The sequence below is a fragment of the Streptomyces thermodiastaticus genome, assembly GCF_014656135.1.
GTDB lineage: Bacteria > Actinomycetota > Actinomycetes > Streptomycetales > Streptomycetaceae > Streptomyces > Streptomyces thermodiastaticus.
In genome coordinates this window covers 122560-129688 of the sequence record NZ_BNBV01000019.1, presented here as the reverse complement: position 1 = coordinate 129688, position 7129 = coordinate 122560, and the positions used below count along the sequence as shown (strand labels likewise).

The 7129-nt window shown below is 71.3% G+C and carries 6 protein-coding genes; 2 read left to right on the top strand and 4 right to left on the bottom strand.

What is annotated here, in order from left to right:
* The 3 genes from IE286_RS18230 to IE286_RS18220 all read right to left on the bottom strand — a co-directional run.
* A partial coding sequence (locus IE286_RS18230) for an alpha-amylase family glycosyl hydrolase (RefSeq protein ID WP_267970033.1) occupies window positions 1-686 on the bottom strand: 686 nt, incomplete at its 3' end.
* Complete coding sequence (locus tag IE286_RS18225) at window positions 683-2692, bottom strand: alpha-1,4-glucan--maltose-1-phosphate maltosyltransferase (protein WP_229863081.1); 2010 nt, start codon at window positions 2690-2692, stop codon at window positions 683-685. The genes IE286_RS18225 and IE286_RS18230, both read right to left, overlap by 4 nt.
* Window positions 2693-2872: 180 nt before the next feature.
* Window positions 2873-3175, bottom strand: a complete 303-nt coding sequence (locus tag IE286_RS18220; RefSeq protein ID WP_189797816.1) for a DUF5133 domain-containing protein — start codon at window positions 3173-3175, stop codon at window positions 2873-2875.
* A 330-nt stretch (window positions 3176-3505) separates the two neighbouring features.
* On the opposite strand from IE286_RS18220, the gene IE286_RS18215 reads away from it, so the two are divergent.
* Window positions 3506-4018 carry a pep a2 gene (locus tag IE286_RS18215; RefSeq protein ID WP_189797815.1) on the top strand — a complete coding sequence of 171 codons (513 nt, stop codon included), beginning with the start codon at window positions 3506-3508 and terminating at the stop codon, window positions 4016-4018.
* Window positions 4015-6162: a glycogen debranching protein GlgX gene (gene glgX / locus IE286_RS18210; protein WP_189797814.1), complete on the top strand. Its 2148-nt coding sequence runs from the start codon at window positions 4015-4017 to the stop codon at window positions 6160-6162. The genes IE286_RS18215 and glgX overlap by 4 nt, the downstream gene beginning before the upstream one ends.
* A 64-nt stretch (window positions 6163-6226) precedes the next feature.
* Here glgX and IE286_RS18205 read toward each other — a convergent pair whose 3' ends face one another.
* Entirely contained in the window at window positions 6227-7027 is an 801-nt protein-coding gene (locus tag IE286_RS18205; RefSeq protein WP_189797813.1) for a VOC family protein, read from the bottom strand.
* Window positions 7028-7129: the final 102 nt, after the last annotated feature.

Sequence of the window (7129 nt, the reverse complement as noted above, 5' to 3'; positions counted from 1 at the left end):
GTGCCCTCCTGGGCGTACAGATACGGCACGGCGTCCAGGCGGAAGCCGTCGATGCCGAGGTCCAGCCAGAAACGCAGGGCGGCCAGGATCTCCTCCTGGACGGCCGGGTTCTCGTAGTTGAGATCCGGCTGGTGGGAGAAGAACCGGTGGAAGTAGTACTGGCCGCGCACCGGGTCGAAGGTCCAGTTCGACACCTCGGTGTCGACGAAGATGATGCGCGCGTCCGGATAGCCCTTGTCGTCGTCGGCCCACACGTAGTAGTCGCCGTAGGGGCCGTCGGGGTTTTTGCGGGACTCCTGGAACCACGGGTGCTGGTCGCTGGTGTGGTTCATGACGAAATCGATGATGACGCGCATGCCCCGCTGGTGGGCGGCGTCGACGAACTCCACGAAGTCGGCGAGGTCGCCGAACTCGGGCAGCACCGAGGTGTAGTCGGAGACGTCGTAACCGCCGTCGCGCAGCGGGGACTTGAAGAAGGGCGGCAGCCACAGGCAGTCCACGCCCAGCCATTGCAGATAGTCGAGTCTGGCGGTCAGGCCCCTCAGGTCGCCGATGCCGTCGCCGTTGCTGTCCTGGAAGGCACGGACCAGCACCTCGTAGAAGACGGCACGTTTGAACCACTCCGGATCCCGGTCCCCGGCGGGAGCGTCCTCGAAGATGTCCGGAACCGGCTCGTTGACTGTCATGACGCGGGGGGCCCTCCGTTCTGCGGCGCGGTGGACGATCGCTGGACATGGAGCACGTGCGCGGGCCGCCGGCCCGGTTCCAGCCGCACATAGTTCGCCCTGCCCCAGTGGTAGGTCTCACCCGTCAGCTCGTCGCGGACGGACACGGACGCGTGCCAGTCCAGGCCGAGGTGCGGCATGTCCAACGAGACCGTGGCCTCCTGGGTGTGGTGGGGGTCGAGGTTCGCCACGACGACGACGGTGTCCTCGCCGGTGCTCTTGCTGTAGGCGATCACGGCGTCGTTGTCGGCGTGGTGGAAGTGCAGGTTCCGCAGGTGGTGCAGGGCGGGGTGCCGGCGGCGGATGGCGTTGAGCTTGGTGATCAGCGGGGCGATGGTGCGGCCCTCGCGGGCGGCGGCGTCCCAGTCGCGGGGTTTGAGCTGGTACTTCTCCGAGTCGAGGTATTCCTCGCTGCCCTCGTGCAGCGGGGTGTTCTCGCACAGCTCGTAGCCGCTGTAGACGCCCCAGGAGGGGGAGAGGGTGGCGGCCAGGACGGCGCGGACCTCGAAGGCGGGCCGGCCGCCGTGCTGCAGGTAGGCGTGCAGGATGTCGGGGGTGTTGACGAACAGGTTGGGCCGCATGTAGGCGGCGGCCTCGCCGGTCAGCTCGGTGAGGTAGTCGGTCAGTTCGTGCTTGGTGTTCCGCCAGGTGAAATAGGTGTACGACTGCTGGAAGCCGATCTGGGCGAGGGTGTGCATCATGGCGGGCCGGGTGAACGCCTCCGCCAGGAAGATCACGTCCGGGTCGGTGGCGTTGATCTCGCCGAGGACGCGTTCCCAGAACACGACGGGTTTGGTGTGCGGGTTGTCGACGCGGAAGATCCGCACGCCGTGGGCCATCCAGTGCCGCAGGATGCGGACGGTCTCGGCGACCAGGCCGTCCATGTCGGCGTCGAAGGCGAGGGGGTAGATGTCCTGGTACTTCTTCGGCGGGTTCTCGGCGTACGCGATGGAGCCGTCGGGGCGGTGGTGGAACCACTCGGGGTGTTTGTGGACCCAGGGGTGGTCGGGGGAGCACTGCAGGGCGAGGTCGAGGGCGATCTCCAGGCCGAGGGCGCGGGCCTGGGCGACGAAGGCGTCGAAGTCGTCCAGGGTGCCCAGCTGGGGGTGGATCGCGTCGTGGCCGCCCTCGGCGGAGCCGATGGCCCAGGGCACGCCGACGTCGTCGGGGCCGGCGGTGAGGGTGTTGTTCTTCCCCTTGCGGTGGGTGGTGCCGATGGGGTGGATGGGGGGCAGGTAGACGACGTCGAAGCCCATGTCGGCGATGGGCTCAAGGCGGCGGGCGGCGGTGCGGAAGGTGCCGTGGGGCTGGTCGGGGGTGCCCTCGGAGCGGGGGAAGAACTCGTACCAGGCGCCGTACAGGGCGCGCTCGCGTTCCACCAGGAGCGGCAGCGGCTCGGAGGCGGTGACCAGCTCCCTGAGCGGGTACCGGGCCAGGACCGCGTCCACCTCCGGCGTCAGCGCCGCCGCCAGCCGGGTCATCACGGGCAGCGCATCGTCCAGCATCACCCGGACGGCCGACCGCAGTACCTCACGTCCCGCTCGGTCGGGCACCCCGTCCGCCGCCCGGGTGTACAGCTCGCCGCCTTCCTCCAGCATCAGACCGGCGTCGATCCCGGCCGGGATCTTGATCCGGGCGGCGTGCCGCCAGGTGGTGACCGGGTCGCTCCACGCCTCCACGTGATAGGTCCACCGGCCGGGTCGGTCGGGCGTCACGGTGGCGCCCCAGCGGTCGGTGCCGGGGGCCAGCTCCCGCATCGGCGTCCACGGGCCGGGCCGGCCCTCCGGGTCGGTGAGCACCACGTTCGCGGCGACCGCGGCGTGCCCCTCCCCGAACACGGTGGCGGTGACCTGGAACGACTCCCCGGTCACCGCCTTCGCCGGATGTCTGCCGCCCGCCACGGCCGGGCGCACGTCCCGCACCGGAATGCGGCCGACGACCGGGACCGTACTCGGGGTCGCACCCACGGATGTCACCTCCACTGCGGTCGGGCCGGGCACACGCCCGGCCGGGTTCCGTGGCCGGGCCGGGGACCCGGGACCTGCCCGGGACACCCCGGCCCGGCCGGAGTAGCTCGTGTCCTGCTCGTTCTGTCCTGCCGTGCCCGGACCCGCCCGCGCGGGTGCCCTGCGCGAGTGTCCCGGGGATCACGCCCCGGCGGGAGACCGCCGGTCCCCGGACGCGCGCCGCTCCCGCGGAGGGGCGCCGCCGGACTGCGGCCGCTCGCTCTGCTCCCGCAGACAGGTGACGAGGCCGGTGTGCAGATACCGCTCGGCGGCATCCGCGGCCTCCCGTGCGCAGCGCTTGCCCATCAGCACGCACAGCGTGTAGCCCGCGTCCTCGAAGGTGGCCCGCACCCTGCCGTCGTCGGGATGCGCGAGCATGGCGCGTTCCCACGACCGGTAACGCCGCAGGTGCCGTGCGACTTCGGCTTTGGCGGGTAGCAGCATGGCGCCGTTCACCTTTCGAGAGCGCTCGATGGGCACGTTTCCCCGACGGTCGGGACGGCGGCCGCGGGCACGACGGGGCGCGGTCGCCGTTCACGGCGCTCGAGACTTTCACTCATGGTGCCTGGTCGAGCACCCAGCGTCCTGTTGGATCTTCCGTGACATCACCCGACTGTCCGCACCTCTCCCGCCGCCGCTCAGGTTGCACGAATGGCGTAGCGCCCGCACTGTGGATCTGACTCAGAGGCAACATGTGCTCACGCTCCGTGCTCGGAGGCGGGGCTCGGTGAGAGCCTCGAGGAGCGCGGGTGACGCCGGTGAGGAGCCACGACGATGAAGACCGCAGTGCCCTGCTACTACCACCTCGACGTGGAAGTCAGCCCGGAACGGGTCGGACAGGTCAGGCGCATCCTGGCCGCACACCTCAGGTTCTGGGATCTGGAGGACCTCGTCGAGCCCGTGTGCGGTGGCGCCGAGCTGCTGCTGAGGGCCATCGACGAGCACGCCCGGGACAAGCACACCTCGGTCGAGATGTGGTGGACCGGGCAGCATCTCATCACCGCCGTCGCGGAGAACAACCAGGACCTGCGTCCCCACCAGGACCTGCGCGGCTGCCTGGCCCGCATCGCGGCGACCAGCGACGGCTGGGGGTGCTGCGCCTCCGCGACCGGCAGCAAGATCATCTGGTTCTCGCAGCGGGCCCGCGCCGGTGTGCGTGTCCCGCTGGTCGCCAAGGCTCCGGAGCCGGCGCTGAGCGAGGGCCTGCAGACACCCCGGGAGCTGCCGGTCACCGTGCTGGCCTCACCCGCCGGCGCACCGCGCGAACTGCTGGAGCAGTCCCGGTGACCGGGCGCTCGAGTCGCCGAGGGGTACCCGCCGTCTGGAGCGGGTACCCCTACCCGCTCGGTGCCCACCCCGACGCGGGCGGCACCAACTTCGCGCTGTTCAGCGAGGTCGCCGAGCGTGTCGACCTCGTGCTGGTCGACGACGACGGCTCCCACCGCACCGTCCCCCTGACCGAGGTCGACGGCTTCGTCTGGCACGGCTATCTGCCCGGCATCGGTCCCGGGCAGCGCTACGGCTACCGGGTGCACGGCCCCTGGGACCCGGCCGCCGGCCACCGCTGCAACCCGAACAAACTGCTCCTGGACCCCTACGCGCGGGCGGTGGACGGGCAGTGCGACAACCACCGCTCGCTGTACGAACGCACCCCGGGCGGCCCCGACCCGGCCGACAGCGCCGGGCACACCATGCTCGGCGTGGTCACCGACCCCTCGTTCGACTGGGGCGACGACAGCCCGCCGCACCGCGCGTACTCCGACACCGTGATCTACGAGGCACATGTGCGCGGCCTGACCCGCACCCACCCCGACGTGCCGCCCGAGCTGCGCGGCACGTATGCGGGGCTGGCACACCCGGCGGTGATCGAGCACCTGACCTCGCTGGGGGTCACCGCGGTGGAGCTGATGCCGGTGCACCAGTTCGTGCACGACGGCGTGCTGCAGAGCCGGGGCCTGTCCAACTACTGGGGCTACAACACCATCGGCTTCTTCGCCCCGCACAACGGCTACGCCGCCCACGGCACCCGCGGCCAACAGGTCACCGAGTTCAAGGCGATGGTCAAGGCGCTGCACGCGGCCGGGCTCGAAGTGATCCTCGACGTGGTCTACAACCACACCGCCGAGGGCAACGAGAAGGGCCCCACCCTGTCCTTCCGGGGCATCGACAACGCCTCGTACTACCGGCTGGTGGACGGCGACTGGGCGCACTACTACGACACCACCGGCACCGGCAACAGCCTGCTGATGCGCCACCCCTACGTGCTGCAGCTGATCATGGACTCGCTGCGGTACTGGGTGACCGAGATGCACGTCGACGGCTTCCGCTTCGACCTGGCCGCCACCCTGGCCCGGCAGTTCCACGAGGTGGACCGGCTCTCGGCGTTCTTCGACCTGATCCAGCAGGACCCGGTGATCAGCCGGGTCAAGCTCATCGCCGAGCCCTGGGACGTCGGCGAGGGCGGCTACCAGGTCGGCAACTTCCCGCCGCTGTGGTCGGAGTGGAACGGCAAGTACCGGGACGCCGTGCGGGACTTCTGGCGCGGCGAGAAGCACACGCTCGGCGAGTTCGCCTCCCGGCTCACCGGCTCCGCCGACCTGTACGCGCACCACCGGCGCCGGCCGCGCGCCAGCGTCAACTTCGTCACCGCGCACGACGGCTTCACCCTGCGGGACCTGGTGTCGTACAACGACAAGCACAACGAGGCCAACGGCGAGGGCAACCGGGACGGCGAGAGCGTCAACCGGTCCTGGAACTGCGGCGTCGAGGGGGACACCGACGACCCGGCCGTGCTCGCCCTGCGCACCCGCCAGCAGCGCAACTTCCTCGCCACCCTGCTGCTCTCCCAGGGCATCCCGATGCTCTGCCACGGCGACGAGCTGGGCCGCACCCAGCGGGGCAACAACAACGCCTACTGCCAGGACAACGAGATCTCCTGGGTCGACTGGAACCTCACCGAGGAGCAGCGGGAGCTGACCGAGTTCACCCGGTACGTCATCGGCCTGCGCGCCGCCCATCCCGTGCTGCGGCGCCGCCGCTTCTTCCAGGGCGAGACGGCCACCCGCGACGACCAGCCGCTGCCCGACCTGGTGTGGCTGCGGCCGGACGGAGGGGAGATGACCGAGGCGGACTGGCAGCGCTCGGACGCGCACTCGGTCGCGGTCTTCCTCAACGGCGACGCGATCGCCGAACCCGACCGGCAGGGCCGCCGCGTGGTGGACGACTCGTTCCTGCTGCTGCTCAACGGCTACTGGGAACCGGTCGACTTCCGCCTGCCCGGCCCGGTGTACGGCGAGCGGTGGACCACTCTCATCGACACGGCCGAGGACCAGGGGCTCCCGGACGAGGCCGAGCACAAGCACTCCGGCACCCTGCGCCTGGAGTCCCGCAGCCTGGTCCTGCTCACCCGCCCGCCCCGCACGCGCCGCTGAGCAGGGCCTCGGGTGCGCGCCGCCCGCGGGGCCGGGCCCGGGGCGGCCGGGCACGCGGGGCGGCTCAGGCCTCGCGCCGGGACGTCACCGTGAACTGGGCGCCGTCGGCGTCCCGGAGCACGGCCTCCTCGGCGTCCTCGCGCAGCACGCTGCCGCCGTGGCACTCCGCCGCCCGGGCGCAGGCGGCCACGTCGGCGACCCGGAAGTGGATCTGCCAGTGCGGCCGGATCGTCGGATCGGGCGCCGACTCCAGCGCCCCGGACTCGATGCGGGCCATGAGCTGCCCGTGGCTGCGCAGCACCACCTCGTCGCCCTCGTAGCGGACCTCGACGCAGCCGGGCCGTTCCGCGGCCCAGTCCAGCACCTCGCCGTAGAAGATCGCGGCGTCGAAGGCGTCGCGCGTGTGCAGCCGGATGAAGGCCGGTGCGGCCTTGCGCCAGGTCTCCCAGTCGGTGAACAGCTCGCCCTCCCACACACCGAAGGTGGCGCCGTCCCGGTCGGCCAGCAGCGCGGCCCGCCCGGGCGGCAGGGAGATCGGGCCCACCGCCGCGGTGCCGCCGCGTTCCTGCACCCGGGCGACGGCCTGGTCGGCGCTGGGCACCGCGAAGTACGGCGTCCAGGCGACCGCCATGTGCCACATCGAGGCCACCGCCGCGATCCCGGCGATGGGAGCACCGTCCACCAGGGCGATCCGGAAGCGGTCGCCGAGCCGGGCCCTGCGCCACTGCCAGCCCAGCACCGCCTGGTAGAAGTCCTGTGTACCCTGCAGATCGCGACTGGTCAGGCTGACCCAGCAGGGGGCGCCGCACACGGCATGGGTGGAGACCACGCCGGTGCCGCGGCTGGAGGGTTTGTCGTGGTTCATCACACGTCCTGGTCTCGTCCACCGGTGGCCACCGGTCCTGTACCAGTGTCCGACCACACCCCTGCGGCCGCCTGCCGAGTACCCTCCGGATGCCGCCGTCAC